The following is a 23,666-nucleotide window of genomic DNA, read 5'->3' on the forward strand; positions in this document are numbered from 1 at the left end:
CGGCAACGAGCTCGGCGGCGGTTCGATCCGTATCCACGACGCCAAGGTCCAGAGCCGTGTCTTCGACGTGCTCGGCCTGACCCACGAGGACGCGCAGGAGAAGTTCGGCTTCCTCCTCGACGGCCTCAAGTACGGCGCCCCGCCGCACGGCGGCATCGCCCTGGGCTGGGACCGCGTCACCGCGATCCTCGCCAAGGCCGACTCGATCCGCGACGTGATCGCCTTCCCCAAGTCCGGCGGCGGCGTCGACCCGCTGACCTCGGCCCCGACCCCGATCACGCCCGAGCAGCGCGCCGAGGCCGGGATCGACTTCGTTCCCGAGGAGGAAGCGGGTACCGACCCCGTAGCGCCTTAGCCCTACGATGTCGTAGTGGGCGGCCTGAGCCTGCGGCTCGGGCCGCCGCTTGTTTCATGTGCCCGGTTGCCCCTCAACCCATTCCGACTGGCAGGTCCGTGGGCGGCGATCGCGGCCCTTGGCTGCCTGATATATGTAACATCCGGCGGATGCGGGAGTAAGAGGAGCGGGTTAGAGGTGCAGAGCGGGACCTTGGTGGCGGGTCGCTATCGATTGGACGAGCGGATCGCCGCCGGCGGCATGGGCGAGGTCTGGAAGGGCACCGACACCCGGCTCGGCCGCACGGTCGCCGTCAAGATCCTCCACGCCGGACTGTCCAACAGCGACAAGTTCCGCACCCGCTTCCAGCTCGAGGCCCGCGCCGTGGCAGGGCTCCAGTCCCCGGGCATCGTGGCGCTCTACGACTACGGCGAGGAGACCGGCGACGACGGCCTCATCTCCTATCTGATCATGGAGCTCGTGCGGGGCCGCTCCCTCGCCGAGATCCTGCGCGACCGCGGTCCGCTCCCGCCCGCCGAGGTCATGCAGATCACGGCCACCGCCGCCGACGCGCTCGAAGTGGCCCACCGCCACGACATCATCCACCGCGACATCAAGCCCGCCAACCTCCTCGTCGACGAGGAGACCGGCACGACCAAGATCGTCGACTTCGGCATCTCGGCCGCCCGCGGCGCCTCCGGCCTCACCGAGACCGGCACCGTCATGGGCACCCTCGCCTACGCTTCGCCCGAGCAGCTCAACGGCGCCGAGCTCACCGGCGCGAGCGACCTCTACTCGCTGGGGATCGTGGCCTACGAGGCCCTGATGGGCCAGCCGCCGTTCGTGTCCGACACGCCTGTGGCGGTCATGAACGGCCACATGACGCAGGCCCCGCCGCCGCTCTCGCGCGACATCCCGCCCGGCATCGCGCAGGTCGTGCTCCAGTCCCTCCAGAAGGACCCGCGCGCCCGCTACGCCTCGGCCGCCGAGATGGCCCGCTCGGCCCGCGAAGGCCGCGTGACCACCGGCAGCATCCCCGGCGCGTCCACCCCGCCCGACGGCCAGACCCAGTACTTCGGCTCGGACGCGACCGCGCTCATCGGCGCCGGAGCCGGCGGCGACACCGCCGCCCAGCCCACCGGCCAGCTCGCCGACGAGGAGCAGAAGAAGAGCGCCGCGCCGTGGATCATCACCTCCGCAGTGGTCGCCGCGCTCATCCTCATCGGCATTCTCATCTGGGCGCCCTGGAACAACCCGGGCGGCGAGATCGAGGACAAGACCACCACCTCAGAGGCCGAGCCGACCACGCCGAGCGAAGCCCCGACGTCCGAAGAGGTCACCACCGAGGAAGAGACCACTCGGGAATGGACGCCAACGACGCAGGAGGAGACCTCGGAGACCCCGAGCGAGTCCCCTTCGGAGAGTGAAACACCCACTGAGCCCGAAACCTCGTCGGATAGTGAGCCCGATCCCTCCACGCCTGACACGGAGCCTGAGCCCACCGACACCGGAACCGAGACCGACCCCGGTGGCGGCGGTGGCAACGACGGTTGAGTCAGGTCCGTCGAAAAACGAACGCCCGCTATCGACCTGGTAACAATCGCGACATGTGAACACCTCGGTACCCCACCGCGTGGCGGCCGTCCCTTAAGCTCGAAATCAGGAAACCAGTTCCCCGAGACCCCAGGAGCAACCCTGATGACCTCCCGCACCGCCACCCGCCTGATCGGCGCGCTCGCCGTCCCCGCGTTGGGCCTCGGCCTCGTCGCCTGTAGCTCCGAGGAGCCCGCCAAGGAGACCACCGGCGGCAACGACGGCAACCAGGCCGCCACGCAGTTGAGCCCCCAGGAGGCCGTCGCGGCCGCCTACCAGGGCCTCGACGAGGATTCGTACAAGATGGACTCCAGTGTGACGGTCGACGGCCTCGACTTCATGGTCATGACCACCGAGGTCGAGGGCGAGAACGCCCGCGCCGTCATGGACATGTCCATGAGCGCCATCCTCGAAGCCTCCGGCGAGGAGATCGACCCGAGCATGGCCGCCCTCTTCGGCGACATGCACACCGAGACCATCCTGGTCGACGGCACCGCGTACTTCCAGTTCAGCGGTGGCATGTTCGACGCCATGACCGAGGAGTACGGCGCCGACGCCTGGTTCACGATGGACATGGGCGCCTCCGACCTCGCCGAGATCTACGAGCAGATCGGCAGCGTCGACCTCGCCTCCCAGACCGAGCTCATGCTCAAGAGCCTGGAGAACGTCGAGAAGACCGGCGACAACACCTTCACCGGCACCCTCAGCGCCGACTCCGAGGCCATGAAGCAGTTCAACGAGGCCTCCGGCGCCACCGCCGCCGAGACGGAGGACATCCAGGTCACGGTCACCCTCGACGAGAACGGCCTCCTGGAGTCCATGGTCATGGCCCTCCCCGAGACCGAAGGCATGACCATGGAGATGACCAGCACCGTGGTCGAGACCGGCGGCGACTACGACATCGCGGCCCCGGCCAGCGACAACCTCCACGACTTCGACTCGTTCCTGGGCGGCTCCGGCTTCTAACCCGAGCTTCCGACCGAACTTCTCACGGCCGCCGCCCCTGTGGGCGGCGGCCGTCGCCGTGTACTCCAGGCCCCGCCTCGACCGCTGATGCGCGATCGGCTCACGCCGATGGCCTACCCTGAAGGCGAGATGGACACACCAGGCCTGTTTGAGATCGCCGGTCCCGCCGAGCCGGAGCGCTCCTCGGGGATCCTCGGCACGGGGACCGCCACCGGCGACGAGCCGCTCGCCGTCCGCATGCGCCCGCGCACCCTGGACGAGCTCGTGGGCCAAGACCACCTTCTCGGCCCCGGCTCCCCGCTGCGCCAGGTGGTCGAGGGCCGCCAGCCGCTCTCGGTGATCCTCTGGGGCCCACCGGGTTCGGGCAAGACCACCATCGCGCACCTGGTGGCCCAGTCCGGCGACCGGCGCTTCCGGGCCATGTCGGCGCTCAACTCCGGCGTCAAGGACGTGCGCGCCGCGATCGACGAGGCCCGCCGGGTGCGTCGCACCGGCGGCCCGCAGACGATCCTGTTCATCGACGAGGTCCACCGCTTCACCAAGACCCAGCAGGACTCGCTGCTCGGCGCGGTCGAGGACCGCACGATCACGCTCTTGGCCGCCACCACCGAGAACCCCTACTTCTCCGTGGTCGCCCCGCTGGTCAGCCGCTGCGTGCTCCTCACGCTCCGCGAACTCGACGCCACCGACATCGGCGAACTGGTCGACCGCGCCGTGGCCGACGAGCGCGGCCTCGACGGCGCGGTCACCCTCGCCCCCGAGGCCCGCGAACACCTCGTCCGCACCGCCGCCGGGGACGCCCGCAAGGCCCTCACCGCGCTCGAAGCCGCCGCCCTCTCCGTGGCCGACGGCGACGAGATCACCGTGGCCGTGGTCGAGGCCGCGATCGACACCGCCGCCGTGCGCTACGACCGCGACGGGGACGGCCACTACGACGTGGCCAGCGCGTTCATCAAGAGCCTGCGCGGCTCCGACGTCGACGCCGCGATGCACTACCTGGCGCGCATGGTCGTGGCGGGGGAGGACCCGCGGTTCATCGCCCGCCGCCTCGTGATCTTCGCGTCCGAGGACGTCGGGATGGCCGATCCGACGGCGCTCCAGACCGCGACCGCCGCCGCCACCGCCGTCGAGCGCATCGGGATGCCCGAGGCCCGGATCAATCTCGCGCAGGCGGTGGCCCATCTGGCCACGGCCCCGAAGTCGAACGCGGTCATCACCGCGATCGACGAGGCCATCGGCGATGTGCGCCAAGGGAAGATCGGCCCGGTCCCGCCGGACCTGCGCGACGCCCACTACAAGGGCGCCGGTTCGCTCGGCCACGGCAAGGCCTATGTCTACCCGCACGACGACCCGAGGGGCGTGGTGCCGCAGCGGTACGCGCCGGACGTGGTCGCCGGGCGCGACTACTACCGCCCGACCCGCCACGGCCGCGAGGCCGAGATCGCCGACCGGTTGGAGAAGCTGCGCCGGATCGTGCGCTCGGGCCGCGAGCAGGGCTCCGATGACGGCTGAGCCGCCGGGTCGTGACAGCGCCGCAAGCCGGCTGGCCTCGTTCCTGGAGGACACCGGGACGCGGATCGAGCGCCTGCGCCTGACGGTGGTCGCGGTCGCGGTCGCGGCGATCGTGCTGGTGGCCGGGATGCTGTGGTTCGGCCACGCGGTCACCGTCGACCCCACCAGGCGCGCCGCCGACGAACTGTCGGTGCCCGGCTGGGCCGCGGTGACGGTCTCGGACGAGACCTACGGGAGCCGCTGGTGCCTGGGGGAGTGCCGGGTCCGGATGCGCACCTGGACTTCGGAGGGCACGGTCGAGGACACGTCCCGCGAGTTCTGGCAGGCGGCGCTCGAAGCCGGTTGGACCGAGGCCGATCCCGACCTGTGCGTCGGGGGCGCGGGCGAAGAGGGCTGCTATGTGCGTGACGAGCTGTACCTCGAACTGTGGGTGGTCCCGGTCGAATGCGACGACCGCTATGAACTGTGCGTCGGTGCGGAGGTCACGGCCGTGGTCGCGTCCCAGGCGGCGCTGCCGCGCCTGGCCGAGGAGCGCCGCGCGTTCGCCGAGGCCGGCTGACGGGTGGTGACTGGACTGTGGAGCGACGCGCCCCGTTGCGCCGGATGTCCGGTCCAGCAAGGTAAGGTCGTTGCTGCGTCGCTCTGACGCGAGCATCGGATCATCTTCAGCCGCACCGGTCGGCCAATGCTTCATCGAGGGGGAAGAGCTGTGCCAGGCGAGACGTTGGCAGTGGAGTTCACGAACGTGGGCCTGTGGGAAGTCGCCCTCCTGATAGTCGCGGTCGCGATCTTCATCGTCTCCCTATGGCTCGCAGCGGGTCTGCTGCGCAAGCTCTCCGGCACGATCACCCGCGTCAACAGCGTGCTCGACAAGGTCGACCACGAGATCGGCCCGATCCTGCGCAACGCGAACGCCACGCTCGACAACGTGAACGCCTCCCTGGTGCAGGTCGAAGGCGAGCTGGAGAAGGTCTCCACGATCACCGCGAACGCCGCGCACGTCTCCTCGAACGTCGCGAACGTGACGAACCTGGTGGTCTCGGCCGTCGGTTCGCCGCTGGTGAAGGCCGCCGCGTTCGGCTTCGGCCTGCGCTCGGCCGTCAAGCGGCGCAATCAGGACGTCGACGAGCAGCAGGTCCGCCGCATGGTCGAGGCCTCCCGCCAGACCAAGCGCGAGGCCAAGCGCGCCGCGAAGGCCCGCCGCAAGGCCGCCAAGTAATCGACTGGCGCCGGTGCGGCGCATCGGCCAGGATCGAGACAGGGAATCCCGTGGTAAAACGAATCATCTGGGTCGGCATCGGCGTGGTCGTCGGCGTCGTGGTCGTCCGCAAGCTCACCAAGGCCGCGGAGTCGGTCACTCCCGGCGGGGTCGCCGAGCGAGTGGGCGAGGCCGGTGCTGGAATGAGGGCGTCGTTCCAGGCGTTCTGGGCGGACGTCTCCGAGGCCAAGCAGGCCAAGGAGGCCGAGCTGTTCGACGCGATCGAGCGCGGCGAGGACATCTCCCCGCTGCTGAGCGACGACGACGATCACGACCTTGAAGACCAGGCCGCGCGCGGCCGGCAGTACTAGACCTTGAAGGAGGTGCCCCATGGAGACCGCTGAGATCCAACGCCGGTTTCTGAAGTTCTTCGAGTCCAATGGCCATACGGTGGTCCCCAGCGCACCGCTGCCGGCGATCGAGGACCCGAACCTGCTGTTCATCAACGCCGGCATGGTCCAGTTCGTGCCGTATTTCCTGGGGCAGGCCAAGCCGCAGTGGGACCGGGCGGCGTCGGTGCAGAAGTGTCTGCGCACCCCTGACATCGACGAGGTCGGCAAGACCTCGCGCCACGGCACGTTCTTCCAGATGAACGGCAACTTCTCCTTCGGGGACTACTTCAAGGAGCAGGCGATCCGCTACGCCTGGGACCTGACGACCGGCTCGGTCGAGTCCGGCGGCCTGGGCCTGGACGGCGACCGCGTGTGGGCCACGGTCTACCTCGACGACGACGAGGCGATCGACATCTGGCACAAGCAGATCGGGCTCCCGCTCGACCGCATCGTGCGCCGCGGCAAGGCCGACAACCTGTGGTCGATGGGCATTCCCGGCCCGTGCGGCCCCTGCTCGGAGCTGTACTACGACCGCGGTCCCGCGTACGGCCCCGAAGGCGGACCCGAGGTCGACGAGGACCGCTACCTGGAGTTCTGGAACCTCGTGTTCATGCAGAACATCCGCGGTGAGGGCTCGGGCAAGGAGGACTACCCGATCCTCGGCGACCTGCCGAAGAAGAACATCGACACCGGCATGGGCCTGGAGCGCATGGCCGCCCTGCTCCAGGGCGTCGACAACATGTACGAGACCGACCAGGTCCGCCCCATCATCGACAAGGCCGCCGAGCTGACCGGGAAGCGCTACGGCCTCTCGACCTCGCAGACCGCCTCGGAGTCCCACCCCGACGACGTGCGCTTCCGCATCATCGCCGACCACGTGCGCTCCAGCCTGATGCTCATCGGCGACGGCGTGGTGCCCTCCAACGAGGGCCGCGGCTACGTGCTGCGCCGCATCATGCGCCGCGCGATCCGCTCGGTGCGCCTCCTCGGCTACGACAAGCCGGCGATGCCCGAGCTCCTGCCGGTCGCCTTGGACCGCATGGCGACGGCCTATCCGGAACTGCGCACCGACTTCGACCGGATCTCCTCCTACGCCTACGGCGAGGAAGAGGCGTTCCTGAAGACCCTCAAGCACGGCACCACGATCCTCGACGTGGCCGTCACCGAGACCAAGACCGAAGGCGGCAAGACCCTCTCCGGCTCCAAGGCGTTCGAGCTGCACGACACGTACGGCTTCCCGATCGACCTGACTCTGGAGATGGCCGAGGAGCAGGGCCTCTCGGTCGACCAGGACGGCTTCCGCCAGCTCATGGCCGAGCAGCGTCGCCGCGCGAAGGCCGACGCGGCCGCCCGCAAGACCGGCCACGCCGACCTGTCGGCGTACTGGCAGCTCCTCCAGGAGCAGGGCCCCACCGACTGGAAGGCCTACGAGACGCTCGAAACCGAGTCCCGCGTGATCGGCCTGCTCTCCGAGGGCCAGTCGATCCCGGTGGCGAAGGCCGGGCAGATCGTGGAGGTCGTGCTCGACCGGACCCCGTTCTACGCCGAGTCCGGCGGCCAGCACGCCGACGCCGGCAAGCTCGTCGGCCCGAGCCTGTTCGCCGAGGTCCTCGACGTGCAGCGCCCGGTCAAGAAGCTCGTGGTCCACAAGGTCCGCGTCCTCGAAGGCGAACTGGTCCTTGACGAGAAGGTCGAGGCCTCGGTCGACCCCGAATGGCGCCTGGGCGCCCGCCAGGCCCACTCGGGGACCCACGTGGTCCACGCGGCCCTGCGCGAGGTGCTCGGCCCCTCGGCGCTCCAGTCCGGTTCGTTCAACCGGCCCGGCTACCTGCGCCTGGACTTCTCGTGGCGTTCCAAGCTGTCCGATGAGTCCCGCAGCGAGATCGAAGAGGTCGCCAACCGAGCCGTGCGCGACGACCTCCCGGTCGCCGTCAAGCACATGACGCTGCCCGAGGCCAAGGAGTTCGGCGCGATCGCGCTGTTCGGCGAGACCTACGACGAGACCGTGCGCGTGGTCGAGATCGGCGGCCCCTGGTCGCGCGAGCTCTGCGGCGGCACGCACGTGTCGCACTCGGCCCAGATCGGCCCGCTCGTCCTCACCGGCGAGTCCTCGGTCGGCTCGGGCCAGCGCCGCGTCGAGGCCGCGACCGGCATGGAGGCCTACCGCTACCTCGCCCGTGAGCGGGACCTCGTCTCGCAGATCGCCGACGAGATCGGCGCGCAGCGCGGCGACGTGCTCGAACGCGTGAGGGCGATCCTCCAGCGCTCCAAGGACGCCGAACGCGAGCTCGCGACCCTCCAGGCCAAGGCCGTCTCCGGCCGTGCCGTGGAGTTCGCGAACAACGCGAAGCAGGTCGGGGCCGTCAAGGTCGCGGCCGTGCAGGCCCCCGAAGGCACCAAGGGCGGCGACGTCCGCAACCTCGCCACCCAGATCCGCGGGCACCTGAGCGATGCCGAACCGGGCGTGGCCGCGGTGGTCGCCACCGCGGGCGGCAAGGCCAGCATCGTGGTCGCGGTCAACGCGGCCGCGAAGGCCCAGCACGTCTCGGCGCAGGCGCTGGTCAAGGCCGCGCTGTCGGGCAAGGGCGGCGGCAACGACGAGATCGCCCAGGGCGGCGGCGTCCCCGCCGACCAGGCCCCGCAGCTGCTCGACGCGGTCGTGGCCGCGATCGCCGCGTAGATGGAAGACGCAACGCCCGGCCCCGCGCCCACCCCTGAGTGGACGCGGGGCCGTCGTCTCGGCATCGACCTCGGCAAGGCCCGCATCGGGGTCGCGGTGTGCGATCCGGACGGTCTCCTGGCGACTCCGGTCGCGACGGTACGTCGCGACATGCGGACCTCTGGTCAGGACATTCCCTCCGATATTCGCGAAATCGCCGAAACGGCGCGCGAATACGACGTGGTCGAGATCGTCGTCGGTCTACCCGTTACTCTTTCGGGTGAGGAGGGGCCTGCGGCAGCGCACACCCGAGCTTGGGTGCAGCGGTTCGCAGACCACGTCTCACCCGTTCCGGTGACCCTGACCGACGAGCGCATGACCACGGCCGTAGCCACCCGCAGACTCAATGAGAGCGGCGTGAAAGGCGGCCGGAAGCGCTCCATCGTCGATCAGGCGGCGGCGGTGGAGATCCTCCAGCAATGGTTGGACCGGCGGCGGAGGTAGAGAACAGGATGCTCGGCGATTTCAGGACCGAGGACGAGCGCGACGCGGCGCCCAGGCGCCACCGCCGCAAGGACTCCGGCCGATCCCTGATCGCGATGACCCTGGTCGTGGCCCTGTTCGGCGTCCTGGGCGTGGGCGGCTGGTGGGCCTACAACAACATCGTCAAGGACTACCTGACCGCCGAGGACTACACCGGCGACGGCAACGGCAACCAGGTCATCATCTCCATCCAGTCCGGCTGGTTCGTCTCCGACATCGCCAACCACCTCGAATCCGAGGGCGTGGTGGCCTCCGCGAAGGCCTTCGTCAAGGCCTCCGAAGAGGACGGCGACTCCGGCACCAAGATCCAGGCCGGTTCCTACGCCATGGAAGAGGAGATGTCGGCCGCCTCGGCGCTCGCGTTCCTCATCGACCCGGCGAACCTGACGCTCGACCACGTCGTGATCCCCGAAGGCAAGCGCTCCTTCGAGATCTACGAGATCCTCTCGGCCTACACCGGCGTCCCGATCGCCGATTTCGAGGCCGCCGCGCAGGACCCCGAAGCGCTCGGCGTCGACCCGCTCTGGTTCGAGGGCTTCTCCGAACGGCAGGTCAAGTCCGTCGAGGGCTTCCTGTTCCCGTCCGCGTACGAGTTCGACGAGACCATGACCGCCGCTCAGATGCTGTCGGCGATGATCGAGCGATTCAACCAGAAGATCGAGGAGATCGGCTTCCTCGACGACATCAAGAACATCACCGACCCGTTCCCCGACTTCGACCCCAGCGCGCTCTCCATGCCCGACCAGGACTACTCGCCGCCCAGCAACGGCGAGTACCGGGTCTACCCGTGGATGGCCCTTCAGGTCGCCTCGATCGTCCAGTCCGAATCCGGTATCGCCGAGGACGACGCCAAGATCGCCCAGACCATGTACAACCGGGTCAACTTCGACTGGATCATGGGAGGCGAGATCCGGTGCAACTGCTTCCACAGCGAGGCCATCTGGAACTACGGCCGCCTGCTCAACGGCGAAGAGGCCATCACCTCAGGCGAGAACATCGACTGGGAGACGCTCATGCAGGACGGCGAGAACCCGTGGGCGCCCAACGCGAAGGAGAACGCCGGATACCTGCCCAGCGCCATCTCCAACCCCGGCGCCGTGGTGCTCGAAGCCGCAGCGAACCCCGAAGCCGGTGAATGGCTGTACTTCGTGACCGCATACAAGGACGGCCGGGCCCTGTTTGCCGACACCTACGCCGAGCACAACGAGAACATCAAGGTCGCCGAGGAGAACGGCATCCAGTGATGAAGGCAGCGGTCCTCGGCAAGCCCATCGAGCATTCGCTCTCCCCGGTGATCCACAATGCCGGTTTCGCGGCTGCCGGGCTCACCGACTGGATCTACACGCGCCATGAATGCGACGAGCCCGCGCTCGCCCGCTTCGTCGACTCGCTCGACGACGCCTGGGCCGGTCTCTCGCTCACCATGCCGCTCAAGGAGATCGCGCTCGCCGTCGCCGACGAGGCCACACCCGTCGCTGAAGCGATCGGCGCGGCCAACACGCTCGTCTTCCGGGACGGCCGCCGCCTCGCCGACAACACCGACGCGCCCGGGATCGTGGACGCGCTCGCCGAGATCGGTTTGACTGCGGCCGACGAGGTCGCCGTCCTCGGCGCGGGCGGTTCGGCGCGCGGCGCGCTGGCCGCGGCCCAGTCCCTCGGCGCGAGCGGCGTGACCGTATACGCCCGCCGCAGGGAGGCGATCGACGAGCTCGAACCCGTCGCATCCCGTCTCGGCCTGCGCCTCAAGGCCGCCAGTTGGGACGAAGCGGTCCTGGCCGGGCGCGCCGACCTGGTCATCGCCACGGTTCCCAAGGGTGCCACCGACGACCTGCTCTTGGACTGGCGCGCAGACTCGGTCCTGTTCGACATCCTCTACGACCCGTGGCCGACCCCGCTCGCGGCAGCCGCCGCCCGCGAAGGCGTCCAGGTCCTCGACGGCCTGGCCCTGCTCCTGGCCCAGGCGGTGCGCCAGTGGACCCAGTTCACCGGCATCGACAAGGCCCCCGTGGCCGCGATGCGCGAGGCCCTCTACGCGGCCGTGCCCTCGCGCGGCACCGGCGTGGAACAATAGATGTATGAGCCATGCTCAAACGTTCGTGTACGACGGGGACTGCGCGTTCTGCACCAAGGCGGCAGAGTTCCTGGAGAAGCACGTTCGAGTGACCGCGAAGGTCGTGCCATGGCAGTGGGCCGATCTCGACGCGCTGGGCGTGACCCAGGCCCAAGCCGAGAAAGCCGTCCTGTGGATTGAGGATGACCACCTCCGGGCCGGTCCCGACGCAATCGCAGTGGTGCTCCGCCGAGCGCAGTGGTATTGGCGTCCCTTCGGCTGGCTTCTGTCATCCAAGCTCGTCTCCAAGCTCGCCTGGCCGGTCTACCGCCTCATAGCTCGAAACCGCCACCGCCTCCCGGGCGGCACACCAACCTGCTCCCTCCCCCAAGCTGAACGCAACCGCCGCACAGCAGCCTGAGCCTTCACGACCGCTCCGACTCAGGACAGTGAGACGCATCGTTGCCAATCGTTCGAATGGGTCAACGATGGGGCGTCCGGCCCCGTGACGTGATTCGCAGTCTGCCTCGCGTGCCCGGCCGGATCCGGTCGAAACTTCAGGGGCGCAAGAAGATACCTGCGCAAACGGTGACCGCCGAACCCGTCAAGGAGGCCGAGCCGGCGTCCTGAGGGGCGGAAATGGAGTGGCTTCGGGGCCCGAAATCTTCATACCGTTGAAGGATGCCGATTCTCGAAGCCCGATCCCTCACCAAGACCTTCCGCCGGCCCGACAAGGCCTCTGGATTCAAGGGCGCCGTCAAACACCTCGCGCAGCGCAAGTACAAGAACTTCACCGCCGTCGACGGGATCGACCTCGCGATCGAGCCGGGCGAGTCCGTGGCCTACGTCGGCCCCAACGGGGCCGGCAAGTCCACCACCGTCAAGCTCCTCACCGGCATCCTCAAACCCACCGAGGGCACCGTGCGCGTCATGGGCCGCGACCCGCACACCGACCGGGTCGCCAACGCCCACGACATCGGCGTCCTCTTCGGCCAGCGCACCCAGCTGTGGTGGGACCTGCCCGTCGAGGAATCCCTCAAACTCCTCAAGCACATGTACGGCGTCTCCGACAGCGACTATCGGCGCCGCATCGCCATGTTCGACGACCTCCTGGACCTGAACGAGTTCATGCCCGCGCTGGCCCGCACCCTGTCCCTGGGCCAGCGCATGCGCGCCGACCTGGCCTGCGCGCTCATCCACTCGCCGAAGATCGTCTATCTCGACGAGCCCACGATCGGCCTCGACATCTCGGTCAAGGACCGCCTCCGCGCGTTCCTGCGCGAACTGGTCGAGGGCGGCACCACGCTGCTGCTGACCAGCCACGACCTGGCCGACATCGAGGAGGTCTGCGAACGCATCGTGGTCATCGACAAGGGCGTCATCGCCTACGACGGCCCGATCCGCGAGCTCAAGGCCCACTACATCACGACCAAGGCCGTGAACCTGGTCCTCGACGGCCCCGCCGACGTCCCCGCCCTGGCCGAGAAGTTCCCCGAGTACGAATGGGCCGCGGGCGAAGCCGCGAGCGAGGTCACCGTGACCTACGAGTCCTCGCGGTTCACCACCGCCGAAGTCCTCGGCGGCCTCACCGGCCAGCTCGCCCCGCGCGACCTCTCCTTGAGCGAGCCGAGCATCGAAGACGTCATCCGCCGCCTCTACGCCGGAGAGCTCACCAAGTGAACCTTCCTGCGCGGCAACGACATGCCGAGGTACTCCAGTGACGCAGTTCGCCGTGGACCGCGCGTTCGCGACCCTCTCGTTCAAACGCCGCCTCGCCTACAAGACCCAGTGGGCCATCGCCCTGGTCATCGGCGGCGGCGCCATGCTCGTCTCGATGGCCATGTGGCACAACCTCATCGGCGACGGGACCCTCTCGGGCTACGACTGGGACTCGATGCGGGCCTACCTCATCATCGGGTTCATGACCGCGACCGTGGTCTTCGGCGCGGCCGACTGGCACATCGCCGACCGGATCCTCGACGGCCACATCGCGATCGACCTGACCAAACCCGTCGACTTCCAAAGGGCCCGAGCCGCCGAGTACATCGGCTCGATGATCTCCACGATCCCCTCGGTGGTCGTCGGCGTCGTCGGCGCGTGGCTCCTGTTCGACCCGCCCGGCCCGGCCACCCCGCTCGCCGGCGTCCTCACCGCCGCGAGCTTCCTCCTGGTCTTCCCGCTCGCGTTCGGCATCACCTACCTCTCGGTCCTGGTGTGCTTCTGGACCAAGCGCTACCTCGGGATCATGTGGCTGCGCGAAGCGCTCCTCAGCTTCTTCTCCGGCATGATGATCCCGCTCGCGTTCATGCCCTCCTGGCTCCAAGGCATCGCCTGGGCCCTGCCGTTCCCGCACTTCACCGCCACGCCCGCCGCGATCTACCTCGGCCACGTGGACACCCGCGGCGCGCTCGGCCTCCTCGCCGCCGAAGCGGCCTGGGCCGTCGGGCTGTGGTTCGCCGGACGGCTCGTCTTCAACCACGCGGTCAAGAAAGTGACGGTGCACGGTGGCTGACCCCGCGAAGACCCTCACCGCGCGCCACGTCAACGGCGTCTACTGGCGCGGCCTGCAAGCCCAGATCCGCGCGATCACCGAATACCCGGCCGACTTCTGGGTCATGGCCTCCTCAGGCGCGATGTGGAACTTCCTCCAGTTCGCGTTCCTCAGCGTCCTGTTCGCCACCGTCCCCGACGTCGCCGGCTGGACCTACCACGAGATGCTCCTGCTCTCAGGGCTCCTCACCGTCTCGGTCGGCTCCACCGCCCTGCTGTGCGACGGCGTCTGGAGCACCGGCCAGATGGTCCTCAAAGGCGACATCGACTACCGCATCACCCGCCCCGCGCCCGTCGTGGTCCAGATCGCCACCACCCACATCGGCATGCAGGGCTTCGGCGAAGTGACCTTCGGGCTGGTCATGATCGGCTACGCCTGGGTCGGCGGCGGCTTCGGCCTCGCCGCGCTGCCGATCGCGCTCCTGGCGCTCGTGTGCGCATGCGTCCTCGAATGCGCGCTCATGACGATCTTCTGCGCGGTCAACTTCTGGATCAAAGGCCCGATGTCGAACTTCGCGTTCATGTTCGTCGACCTCCAGAGCAACGCCATGCGGATGCCTCTGGCGCTGTTCCCGGTCGCGGTCAAAGCCGTGACCTACTTCGTGATCCCGGTGGCCTTCGTCAACTTCGTGCCCGTCGCCGTCCTCACCGGCCAGATCGGCCCCTGGTGGCTCATCGGCACCCCGCTGGCCTCGGCCGCGGCGCTCTTCGGGGCCGTCGGCGTCTACCGCCTCGGCCTGCGCTCCTACGACTCCTCGGGACACTGACCATGGCTAGGGTCGACGTCGCGTTCGCGACCATCACCTTCAAACGCAAGATCGCCTACAAGACCACCTGGCTGTTCTCGATCGTCTTCGGCGGCGTCTCGCTCCTGGTCGGCCTCGCCGTCTGGAGCCACCTCATCGGCGACGGCGAGATGGGCGGCTACGACTGGCCCGCGATGAAGGCCTACCTCATCATCGGCTTCGTCACCTCGACCCTCGCCTGGGCCGGCTCGGACTGGGAGATGGCCAACCGGATCCTCGACGGCCATGTCGCGATCGACCTGACCAAACCGATCGACTTCCAAAGGGCCCGCGCCGCCGAGTACATCGGCGGCATGGTCGCCTCGGTTCCCGCTGTCGTCCTCGGCACCCTCATCGCGTTCCTGGCCTTCCAGCCCGCGCCGCCCGCCTCGGTCCTGGCGGTCGCGCTGACGCTGTGCAGCGTGCTGCTGATCTTCCCGCTGGCCTTCGGCCTGGCGTTCCTGTGCGTCCTGTTCTGCTTCGTGACCCAGCGGTTCCTCGGCATCCAATGGGCCAGAGACAGTCTGCTCTCGTTCTTCTCCGGCATGATGATCCCGATCGCGCTCATGCCCGGCTGGCTGGAGACGATCGCGTGGGCCCTGCCGTTCGTCCACTTCACCACCACCCCCGCGTCGATCTACCTGGGCCGCGTCGACACCGCCGGGGCGCTCGGCCTCATCGCGGCCCAGGCGGCCTGGGCCGTCGGCATCTGGATCCTCGCCCGGCTCGTGTGGGGCCGGCTCGTCAAGAAGGTGACCATCCATGGCGGCTGAAGCCATCTCGATCCGCCACGCCGCGGGCGTCTACCGCCGCTCCATCGGCGCCTACCTCCGCTCGATGGCCGAGTACCCGGCCGACTTCTGGGTCATGGCCGTCTCCGGGATCTTCTGGCAGGCGACGCTGTTCGGATTCATCGGCGTGCTGTTCGGCAACATCACCACCCTCGGCGGCTGGGGCTACCACGAGATGCTGCTCCTGGCCGGGTTCCTGTCGGTCACCGGCTCCTCCACGGCCCTGCTGTGGGACGGCATCTGGGACGTCGGGAAGCTCATCGTCGAAGGCGACCTGGACTACCGCCTCACCCGCCCCGCCCCCGTCCTGATCCAAGTCGGATCCAAGCACGTGGGCATGCAGGCCTTCGGCGAGATGACCATGGGCACCCTCATGATCGTCATCGGCTGGACCGGCGCGGGCCTGGGCCTCGCCCAGATCCCCGTCGCGCTCCTGCTCCTGTTGTGCGGCTTCGTCATCCAAGGCGCGCTGCTCACCCTCGCCAACACCGCGAACTTCTGGATGAAGGGCCGCATGCCCGTGGTCGCGTTCATGCTCATCGAACTCCAACTCGAATCGATGCGCTTCCCGCTCACGGTCTTCCCGATCGCCGTCCGCATCGGACTCACCTTCGTCCTCCCGCTCGCGTTCGCCAGCTTCGTCCCCGTCCAGATCCTCATCGGCGAACTCGACCCCCTCTGGCTCCTCGCCCCGCCCGCAGCAGCCGCCCTCACCGGCTGGATCGCCGCCCTCGTTTTCCGCCTGGGCCTGCGCGCCTACGATTCCGCAGGTCATTAATGTGGTGCGGCACACGGTGAAAAAAGACTTGCGTCATTCGAGAGGGGTCCGATAGAGTCTCGTCTGTTGCCCAGAGCATCGCGCCCGGGACGCTTGCGGAATGGAGGTGTTACTGATGGCTGTCGTCGTCGTTCATGCCATGAATCTCAGTTCACCTCCCGCCGACGCGCTCTGACACCGGTGCATCGAAACCCGGACGCGCGCAGCGGATGACTCCATAGGAGCCCGCCACCTTGGCACGCAAGTCTGAATACTCTGATTCCTTCCAATCCACCAAACGTCGCCGCCGCTCCGGCGGTGAGGTGTTCTCCGAAGAGGACCGGAACCGGTTCGAGGAGATGCGCACCCAGTTCGACGAGATCCCCAACGACGACGGCCCGCCCGAGGGCGACCGCTGGTCGGTCTGGTGGGACTCCGAGCCGCTCCAACGCGGCCCCGAGCCCCGCCCCGACTGGGTCATCACCGACCACGGCGCCGTCGACTACGAACTGGGCGTCCTCAAGACCGGCAAGGAAGCCGACGTGTTCCTCATCGAACGCCTCGTCCCCGGCTCAGGCCGGGCCGTGATCCTCGCTTCCAAGCGCTACCGCAGCGCCGAGCACACCCAGTTCAACCGGGCCGGCGACTACACCGCCGGGCGCGGAGCGAAGCGCTCGCGCGACGCCCGCGCGATGGCCAAGCGCACCAAGTTCGGCCTCGAACAGGCCGCCGGACGCTGGGCCGCCGCCGAGTTCGAAGCGCTCAAGCGCCTCTACAGCGCCGGAGCGCCCGTGCCCTACCCCGTGCAGATCCTCGGCACCGAGGTCATCATGGAGTTCATCGGGCACGACCGCACCGCCGCGCCGCGCCTCGCCGAGGTCAAACCCGACGAGGTCGAGCTCGAAAGCCTGTGGGAGCAGGCCGCCGAGTCCCTGCGGCTGTTCACCGAACTCGGATTCGCCCACGGCGACCTCTCGCCGTACAACACCGTCGTCCACGAGGGCCGCCTGGTGGTCCTCGACCTCCCGCAGGTGGTCGACATCTACGCCAACCCGCTCGGCCACGATTTCCTCACCAGGGACGTTGAGAACCTCGGGAACTGGTTCACCGCGCGCGGTCTCGACCGCATCGAGGTCGACGATCTCCAAGCGGAACTGCGGGCGCTCGCGGCCCGGCCGTAGGCCGCCGGAGTGTCGGGGGCGGACGTTAGCCTTGGTCTGTGACCGTTGACTATCGTCCCGCCCCCGGCACCATTCCGACCGCTCCGGGGGTCTACCGCTTCAGGGACCGCGACCGGCGGGTCATCTACGTCGGCAAGGCCAAGAACCTCCGCAACCGCCTCAACTCCTATTTCGCCGACGAGACCCGCCTGCACGAGCGCACCCGCCGCATGGTCAACACCGCGCGCAGCGTGGAGTGGACCGTGGTCGCCACCGAGGTCGAGGCCCTCCAACTGGAGTGGACCTGGATCAAGGAGTACGACCCGCGCTTCAACGTCATGTTCAAGGACGACAAGTCCTACCCGTGGCTGGCCGTCACGGTGGGGGAGGAGTTCCCCCGCGCCCAGGTCATGCGCGGCAACCGCCGCAAAGGGGTCCGCTACTTCGGGCCGTTCGGCTCGGCCTGGGCCATCCGCCAGACCCTCGACCTGCTCACCCGGGTCTTCCCTATCCGCACCTGCGCCGACTCCGAGTTCAAGCGCTGCAACCGGATCGGGCGACCCAATCTCCTCGCCGACATCGGCAAGTGCTCGGCGCCCTGCGTCGGCCGCATCTCCAAAGAGGACTACCGCGAGCTGGTGAACGGCTTCTGCGCCTTCATGGCCGGTGACACCGCCCCGGTCCGCAGGCGCCTCATCGCCGAGATGCAGGAGGCCTCCGAGGCCCTCGAATTCGAGCGGGCCGCACGGCTGAGGGACGACCTCGGCGCGCTCGACAAGGTCCTCGAACAGCAGGTGGTGGTCCTCGCCGAGGACGTCGACTGCGACGTGATGGCCGTGGCCGACGACGAGCTCCAGGCCGCCGTCCAGGTCTTCCACGTCCGCGGCGGCCGAATCCTGGGCCAAAGGGGCTGGGTCGTCGACAAGTCCGAACCGGTCGACCTCGCCGGCCTGGTGGAGCAGTTCTGCCTCCAGTTCTACGGCGAGCAGAACGAAGTGGTCCCGCGCGAGGTCCTCGTCCCGGCTCTCCCATCCGACCACGCCGCCCTCGCCGAGCTCCTCTCGGAGCGCCGCGGCTCCAAGGTCGACCTGCGGGTGCCGCGCCGCGGCGACAAGCGGGCCCTGGCCGAGACCGTGGAGAAGAACGCGGTCGAGAACCTCCAGCGCCACAAACTCAAGCGCGCTGGGGACCTCACCGCGCGCTCCAAGGCCCTCGAAGAGCTCGCCGACGCGCTCGACCTTCCCGAAGCGCCCCTTCGGATCGAATGCTACGACGTGTCGCAGTCCCAAGGGGAGGCCGTGGTCGCGTCCATGGTGGTCTTCGAGGACGGCTTGCCGCGCAAGAGCGAGTACCGCCGCTTCGTGATCAAAGGCGAGCGCAAGGACGACCTCGCGTCCCTTCAGGAGACCCTGCGCCGCCGCCTCTCCAAACTCGCCGACCAGCCCGCGGGCTCGCCGACCGAAGAGGACGAGGAACCCAAGCGCGGCTTCCACTACCCGCCCCAGCTGCTCGTGGTCGACGGCGGCCAGCCGCAGGTCGCCGCCGCCGAGGCCGTGTTCGCCGAGCTCGGGATCGACACGATCAACCTCGCCGGGCTCGCCAAGCGACTGGAGGAGATCTGGCTCCCCGGCGAGGAGTTCCCGGTGATCCTCTCGCGCACCTCCGAGGCCCTGTACCTGATGCAGCGCGTCAGGGACGAGGCCCACCGCTTCGCGATCTCGCTGCACCGCGCCCGCCGCCGCAAGAAGATGTCCGCCTCGGCCCTCGACGAGATCCCCGGCCTGGGGGAGTCCAAGCGCAAGGCCCTGCTGACGCGTTTCGGTTCGGTCAAACGCATCCGCGAAGCAGAACTGTCCGAATTGGAAGCAGTGCCCGGTATCGGACCGAAACTCGCCGAGGCCTTGCAGACACGTCTGCGTAATCCCGACGACAACGGTGCTTGAGACGGATCTGATAGCTATACGCTTGTCAGTTCGGCGAGGGACACGAGAACGTGTCGCCGCCGCGGCAGGAACGATCGTGGGGATACTTGACTTATGGGTGTGGCAGCAGTGCAGACGGGTTCTGGAGACCGCAGCGAATTGGACCTCGTCATCGTCACCGGCATCTCCGGGGGCGGGCGCTCGACGGTGGCCCGCGCACTGGAGAACGTCGGCTATTACGTCATCGACAACCTTCCCGAGTCCCTCGTGGGCCAGGCCGCCGAGCTCGCGGCCGCCGGGGGAGCGGAGGTCCGCCGCACCGCGATGGTCCTCGACGTGCGCTCGCGCGCGTTCATGACCGACCTCGTGGGCGTCATCGAGGACCTCCGCAAAGGCGGGTTCAAACCGCACCTGGTGTTCGTCGACGCCGACGACGACGTGATCATCCGCCGGTTCGAGAAGGTCCGCCGCGCCCACCCCCTCCAAGGGGACGGCACCCTCGCCGACGGCATCGCCGCCGAGCGCCGCGTCCTCGGCCCCGCCCGCGGCTCGGCCGACACCCTGTTCGACACCACGCACCTCAACGAGAACCAGCTCCGCGACCGGGTCGAGCAGGCCTTCCTCCTGCCCGAGACCCCCGGGCTCCAGTTCACGTGCATGTCCTTCGGCTTCAAGTACGGCATCCCGCGCGACGCCGACTATGTCGCCGACGTACGATTCCTTCCCAATCCGTACTGGGTTCCCACCTTGCGCGAGCACACCGGTCTCGACCGCGACGTCTCCGACTACGTCCTGAGCCAGGACGGCGCCGAGGACTTCGTCGACTCCTACGCCACGCTGCTGCTCGGCACCACCCAAGGCTTCGAGCGGGAAGGCAAGCGCTACATGACGATCGCCATCGGCTGCACCGGCGGCAAGCACCGCTCGGTCGCCATCGCCGAGAACCTCGCCAAGCGCCTGAACGCCGCCGGGTTCCCGGCCAACACCCACCACCGGGACCGAGGCAACGAGTGACGGCGGGCGGGCCGCGCATACTGGACGGAACCCCCCGGCCCCGCCGGGCCGGGCCCGGTCCCGCCGGCAGCGCCGGACGGGCCCCCGCCTGGCCGGACCCGCCGGGCGGCCGACCCCCTGTCCTGCCGCCCCGCGCTCCCCGCGGCGAGGACCCTCCGCCGCCTCCCGGCGACCGGACCGACCCTCCCGCACCCTGATTCCGAGGTAACCGCTGATGCTGAAAGTCGTCGCGTTCGGCGGCGGGCGGGGCCTGTCGGCCTCGCTGCGCGCCCTCACCCGACTCGACGTGGACCTGACGGCGGTGGTCACCGTCGCCGACGACGGCGGCTCCTCGGGGACCATCCGCGCCTCCCGGCCGATCCTGCCGCCCGGCGACCTTCGCAAAGCCCTCGTCGCGACCGCCGACCCCGACCGCGCCGAGGCCGCCGCGCTGTTCGCCCACCGCTTCGACGGCGACGACTTCCTCACCGGGCACCCCGTCGGCAACCTCGTCCTCACCTCGCTGCTCGAACGCCACCCCAACCCGGTCGACGCCCTCGCCGAGGCCGCCCGCCTGCTCGGCTCGCGCGCCCGCATCCTCCCCATGTCGAGCACCCCGCTCGACATCGAGGCCGACATCGTCCCCTGCGACGCCTCCGGAACGCGCACCATCGTCGGCCAGCACGACGTCGCGGTCGCCGACGGCCGCGTCGAGCGAGTGCGCCTCCTGCCAGCCGGCGCCACCGCGAGCCCCGAGACCCTCGACGCGGTCGCCGAGGCCGACTGGCACGTCTTCGGCCCCGGCTCCTGGTACACCTCGGTCATCCCGCACCTGCTGCTGCCCGACCTCCGCGAGGCTGTGGCCGCCTCCCGCGCCCGCCGCATCGTGGTGCTCAACCTCTCCGAAGAGAAGGAGACCGACGGCCTCACCCTCGCCGGACACGTCGACACGCTGCGCCGATACGCCGAAGGTGTCCGGTTTCACTACGTCGTCTCAGGCGATACCCGCACCCTCGACGATCCCGAATCGTTGAACAGTGCGGCACAATCGTTGGAGGCCCGGCTGGTCGCGGCCGACCTCGCCGCCGACGGCGTCACGCACGACGTCGCCGCGCTGGCCGCCGTGTTGGAGCGACTCCTGGCCCGAGAACGTGTACCTGGCGAAGATGGTGGTTAACGAATGGCGATGACCTCGGAGGTCAAAGACGAGCTCGGCCGTATCGAGGTGTCCAAGTCCTGCTGTCAGCGGGCCGAACTCGGGGCGCTGTTCCGGTTCGCCGGCGGGCTCCACCTCGTCGGCCAAGGCAACGTCGTCGTCGAAGCCGAGGTCGACGCCGGGAACATCGCCCGCCGCGCCAAGCGCATGATCTCAGACCTCTACCACTACGAGTCCGAGATCCACGTGCTCGTCGCCGCGGGCCTGCGCCGCAACAACCACTACCTCCTGCGCGTCATGGCCGACGGCCGCGCCTTCTCCAAGCAGATCGGCCTCACCGACCAGCGCGGCTACCCCGTCCGCGGCCTGCCCAACCACGTCGTCGGCGCCTACCCGTGCTGCGCCGAGGCCGCCTGGCGCGGGGCCTTCCTCGCCCGCGGCTCGCTCACCGAGCCCGGCCGCTCCTCCTCCCTCGAAGTCACCTGCCCCGGCCCCGAATCGGCCCTCGCCCTCGTGGGCGCGGCCCGCCGCCTCGGGATCGCCGCGAAGTCCCGCGACGTGCGCGGCGTCGAACGCGTGCTGATCCGCGACGGCGACGCCATCGGCGAACTGCTCACCCGCCTCGGCGCCCACGCCTCGGTCCTGACCTGGGAAGAGCGCCGCGTCCGCCGCGAGGTCCGGGCCACCGCCAACCGGCTCGCGAACTTCGACGACGCGAATCTGCGCCGCTCGGCCCGCGCCGCGGTCGCCGCCGCCGCGAAGGTCACCCGCGCGCTCGAAGTCCTCGGCGAGGACGTCCCCGAGCACCTCGCCTCCGCAGGGCGCCTGCGCCTGGACCACCGCCAGGCCTCCCTCGAAGAGCTAGGCGCGCTCGCCGACCCGCCGCTGACCAAGGACGCCATCGCCGGGCGCATCCGCCGCCTGATCAACATGGCCACCAAGCGCGCCCAGGAGGCCGGCGTCCCCGGCCCCGACGACGTGGTCGCCGAAGACGAGATGCTCGTGGGTTGAGCCCCGACGTCGACGTACCGGACTCGCCCACCGGACCCGGCGCGCGGTACCCGCTACGGCCAGGCCGTCACGGGTTAGGCTTAACCGCGATGTCACACCCGCGTCCCGGGTGTGACATGATCGGGGGAACCGGCCGCCACAGGTTCGAGAAACCGGAGCGGTACGGTCAAGGAGTGCTCGGCGACGAGGCCGAACAGCGATCTGTTCCACCGTCGCTCTTCGGCTGAACGGATCGCGTGCGAGACCGCCTCCGGTCTCAGTCAGATATCCGATCCTGTTCAAGCGAGGAGATGGCCACGTGACCATCCGCGTTGGCGTCAACGGCTTCGGCCGCATTGGGCGCAACTTCTTCCGGGCGATTCTCGCCTCCGGTGCCGATGTCGAAATCGTCGCCTTCAATGACCTCGGCGACGCTGAGACCATTGCCAATCTGCTGAAGTACGACTCGATCCTCGGACGCCTCCCCTACGAGGTCAAGGTCGGCGACGGCGAGATCACCGTCAACGGCAAGACCATCAAGGCCTTCGCCGAGCGCGACCCCGCGAACATCCCGTGGGCCGAGGTCGGCGCCGAGGTCGTCATCGAGTCGACCGGCTTCTTCACCGACGGCACCAAGGCCGCCGCGCACCTGGGCGACACCGTCAAGAAGGTCATCATCTCCGCTCCGGCGAAGAACGAGGACCTGACCGTGGTCATGGGCGTCAACGACGACAAGTACGACGCCGAGAAGCACCACATCATCTCGAACGCGTCCTGCACCACCAACTGCCTGGCCCCGATGGCCAAGGTCCTGCACGAGGCCGTCGGCATCGAAAAGGGCCTGATGACCACCATCCACGCCTACACGCAGGACCAGAACCTCCAGGACGGTCCCCACAAGGACCCGCGCCGCGCCCGCGCCGCCGCCCTGAACGTCGTGCCCACCACCACCGGCGCCGCCAAGGCCGTCGGCGTGGTGCTGCCCGAGCTCAACGGCAAGCTCGACGGCTACTCGCTGCGCGTCCCGATCGCGACCGGCTCGATCACCGACCTCACCTTCGAGGCGTCCCGCGACGTCACCGCCGAAGAGGTCAACGCCGCGCTCAAGGCCGCCGCCGAGGGCCCCCTCAAGGGCATCCTCTACTACACCGAGGACCCGATCGTCTCCAAGGACATCGAGACCGACCCGCACTCGTGCATCATCGACGGCCTCCTGACCAAGGTCATCGGCAACCAGGTCAAGGTCTTCGGCTGGTACGACAACGAGTGGGGCTTCTCCAACCGCCTCGTCAGCCTCGTCGAGCTGGTCGGCTAA

Annotated in this window: 23 protein-coding genes; all 23 read left to right on the forward strand. The window is 69.0% G+C overall.

What is annotated here, in order from left to right; genetic code table 11:
* On the forward strand, positions 1-355 hold a 355-nt coding region (locus AB0B28_RS21785), incomplete at its 5' end, for an amino acid--tRNA ligase-related protein (protein WP_360124533.1).
* A gap of 177 nt (positions 356-532) precedes the next feature.
* Positions 533-1,888 (forward strand): protein kinase, encoded by a 1,356-nt coding sequence (locus AB0B28_RS21790; RefSeq protein ID WP_360124536.1) that lies wholly within the window; start codon positions 533-535, stop codon positions 1,886-1,888.
* Between the two features lie 144 nt (positions 1,889-2,032).
* A complete protein-coding gene (locus AB0B28_RS21795) occupies positions 2,033-2,893 on the forward strand; it encodes a hypothetical protein (protein WP_360124539.1) in 861 nt (286 codons plus the stop codon).
* Positions 2,894-3,022: 129 nt separating this feature from the next.
* Positions 3,023-4,405, forward strand: coding sequence for a replication-associated recombination protein A (locus AB0B28_RS21800; RefSeq protein ID WP_360124629.1), 1,383 nt, complete (start codon positions 3,023-3,025; stop codon positions 4,403-4,405).
* Positions 4,395-4,964, forward strand: a complete 570-nt coding sequence (locus AB0B28_RS21805; protein ID WP_360124542.1) for a hypothetical protein — start codon at positions 4,395-4,397, stop codon at positions 4,962-4,964. Before AB0B28_RS21800 ends, AB0B28_RS21805 begins: the two co-directional genes overlap by 11 nt.
* Positions 4,965-5,114: 150 nt before the next feature.
* Entirely contained in the window at positions 5,115-5,624 is a 510-nt protein-coding gene (locus AB0B28_RS21810) for a DUF948 domain-containing protein (protein ID WP_360124544.1), read from the forward strand.
* Between the two features lie 50 nt (positions 5,625-5,674).
* A complete protein-coding gene (locus AB0B28_RS21815; RefSeq protein WP_360124547.1) occupies positions 5,675-5,974 on the forward strand; it encodes a hypothetical protein in 300 nt (99 codons plus the stop codon).
* 19 nt (positions 5,975-5,993) lie between these two features.
* Positions 5,994-8,675, forward strand: a complete 2,682-nt coding sequence (gene alaS, locus AB0B28_RS21820) for an alanine--tRNA ligase (RefSeq protein ID WP_360124549.1) — start codon at positions 5,994-5,996, stop codon at positions 8,673-8,675.
* A complete protein-coding gene (gene ruvX / locus AB0B28_RS21825; RefSeq protein WP_360124552.1) occupies positions 8,676-9,158 on the forward strand; it encodes a Holliday junction resolvase RuvX in 483 nt (160 codons plus the stop codon).
* Between the two features lie 8 nt (positions 9,159-9,166).
* Positions 9,167-10,441: an endolytic transglycosylase MltG gene (locus tag AB0B28_RS21830; RefSeq protein ID WP_360124555.1), complete on the forward strand. Its 1,275-nt coding sequence runs from the start codon at positions 9,167-9,169 to the stop codon at positions 10,439-10,441.
* Positions 10,441-11,268 (forward strand): shikimate dehydrogenase, encoded by an 828-nt coding sequence (locus AB0B28_RS21835; RefSeq protein ID WP_360124558.1) that lies wholly within the window; start codon positions 10,441-10,443, stop codon positions 11,266-11,268. Before AB0B28_RS21830 ends, AB0B28_RS21835 begins: the two co-directional genes overlap by 1 nt.
* A gap of 4 nt (positions 11,269-11,272) precedes the next feature.
* Positions 11,273-11,668, forward strand: coding sequence for a DUF393 domain-containing protein (locus AB0B28_RS21840; RefSeq protein WP_360124561.1), 396 nt, complete (start codon positions 11,273-11,275; stop codon positions 11,666-11,668).
* A 260-nt stretch (positions 11,669-11,928) separates the two neighbouring features.
* On the forward strand, positions 11,929-12,927 hold the full coding sequence (locus tag AB0B28_RS21845) for an ATP-binding cassette domain-containing protein (protein ID WP_360124564.1): 999 nt from the start codon (positions 11,929-11,931) through the stop codon (positions 12,925-12,927).
* Positions 12,928-12,964: 37 nt separating this feature from the next.
* On the forward strand, positions 12,965-13,759 hold the full coding sequence (locus tag AB0B28_RS21850; RefSeq protein ID WP_360124567.1) for an ABC-2 family transporter protein: 795 nt from the start codon (positions 12,965-12,967) through the stop codon (positions 13,757-13,759).
* On the forward strand, positions 13,752-14,564 hold the full coding sequence (locus AB0B28_RS21855) for an ABC-2 family transporter protein (RefSeq protein ID WP_360124570.1): 813 nt from the start codon (positions 13,752-13,754) through the stop codon (positions 14,562-14,564). Before AB0B28_RS21850 ends, AB0B28_RS21855 begins: the two co-directional genes overlap by 8 nt.
* Before the next feature lie 2 nt (positions 14,565-14,566).
* Positions 14,567-15,355, forward strand: coding sequence for an ABC-2 family transporter protein (locus AB0B28_RS21860; protein ID WP_360124573.1), 789 nt, complete (start codon positions 14,567-14,569; stop codon positions 15,353-15,355).
* On the forward strand, positions 15,345-16,151 hold the full coding sequence (locus AB0B28_RS21865; protein ID WP_360124576.1) for an ABC-2 family transporter protein: 807 nt from the start codon (positions 15,345-15,347) through the stop codon (positions 16,149-16,151). The genes AB0B28_RS21860 and AB0B28_RS21865 overlap by 11 nt, the downstream gene beginning before the upstream one ends.
* Before the next feature lie 233 nt (positions 16,152-16,384).
* The gene (locus tag AB0B28_RS21870) at positions 16,385-17,311 is read left to right on the forward strand and encodes an RIO1 family regulatory kinase/ATPase (RefSeq protein WP_360124579.1); all 927 of its coding nucleotides are present in this window, start codon (positions 16,385-16,387) and stop codon (positions 17,309-17,311) included.
* Between the two features lie 38 nt (positions 17,312-17,349).
* Positions 17,350-19,233 carry an excinuclease ABC subunit UvrC gene (uvrC, locus tag AB0B28_RS21875; RefSeq protein ID WP_360124582.1) on the forward strand — a complete coding sequence of 628 codons (1,884 nt, stop codon included), beginning with the start codon at positions 17,350-17,352 and terminating at the stop codon, positions 19,231-19,233.
* Between the two features lie 99 nt (positions 19,234-19,332).
* Positions 19,333-20,226: an RNase adapter RapZ gene (rapZ, locus tag AB0B28_RS21880; RefSeq protein WP_360124585.1), complete on the forward strand. Its 894-nt coding sequence runs from the start codon at positions 19,333-19,335 to the stop codon at positions 20,224-20,226.
* Between the two features lie 214 nt (positions 20,227-20,440).
* Positions 20,441-21,382 carry a uridine diphosphate-N-acetylglucosamine-binding protein YvcK gene (gene yvcK / locus AB0B28_RS21885; protein ID WP_360124588.1) on the forward strand — a complete coding sequence of 314 codons (942 nt, stop codon included), beginning with the start codon at positions 20,441-20,443 and terminating at the stop codon, positions 21,380-21,382.
* 3 nt (positions 21,383-21,385) lie between these two features.
* Entirely contained in the window at positions 21,386-22,372 is a 987-nt protein-coding gene (gene whiA / locus AB0B28_RS21890; protein ID WP_360124591.1) for a DNA-binding protein WhiA, read from the forward strand.
* A 298-nt stretch (positions 22,373-22,670) separates the two neighbouring features.
* Complete coding sequence (gene gap / locus AB0B28_RS21895) at positions 22,671-23,666, forward strand: type I glyceraldehyde-3-phosphate dehydrogenase (RefSeq protein ID WP_360124594.1); 996 nt, start codon at positions 22,671-22,673, stop codon at positions 23,664-23,666.

The organism is Glycomyces sp. NPDC046736 (assembly GCF_040645615.1).
Classification (GTDB): domain Bacteria; phylum Actinomycetota; class Actinomycetes; order Mycobacteriales; family Micromonosporaceae; genus Glycomyces.